1 protein-coding gene is annotated in these 716 nt (G+C 59.6%); it reads left to right on the forward strand.

The genetic code is table 11. The annotated features are described in order from the left end of the window. Nucleotides 1–136: 136 nt before the first annotated feature. Nucleotides 137–716, forward strand: a 580-nt coding sequence (locus AC1DWI_RS25345) for a PAS domain S-box protein (protein ID WP_477726210.1), incomplete at its 3' end; no start/stop codon positions are given.

Here is a 716-nt window from a genome sequence, read left to right on the forward strand (position 1 = left end):
GACAGACAGCGCAAGTACGTTCGAGGACGCCGGAGAAGTAAGTCCCAAGGGGGCTGGCCCCATCAGCACGGACAACGATGTCTTCACGGTCAGTGACCAGCAGTTCAGCAATGCGTTTGAACATGCGGCCATCGGGATGACGCTGATCGGCATCGACTCGCGCCGGCTGAAGGTCAACGCCGCTTTTTGCCAGATGCTGGGGTATTCAGAGGCGGAAATGCTGTCGCGCACCATCCATGACCTGACCCATCCCGACGATATTGCCTGGGACCTGGAGCAGCGCCGCAGGGCATTGGCTGGCGAAATCGAATCGTTCCACGTCGAAAAGCGCTACATCCACAAGTCCGGCCGTACTGTATGGGGCTACATGAGCTGCTCCCTTGTGCGCGATGCAGACAGAAAGCCGCTTCAATTTATCGCGCAGATCCAGGACATCACCGAGCGCAAGCAGACCGAGCAGGTTCTGCGTGAAAGCGAAGAACGCTTTCGCGCACTCACGGCGCTGGCCTCCGACTGGTTCTGGGAGCAGGACGAAAACTTCCGCTTCGTCGAGGTTCCCGGCGAAGCCCCAAGCGCCTCCGGCATCCCGAAATCGGCCCATGGCAAGACTGCCTGGGAGCTCGACTACATCAACATCGAAGCCGGTGCGTTGGCCGAGTACAAGGCCAAAATAGCCCGGCACGAGGTTTTCCGCGACCTTGAAAGTACACGGCGCG

This window comes from Polaromonas sp. P3_C2 (assembly GCF_056402675.1).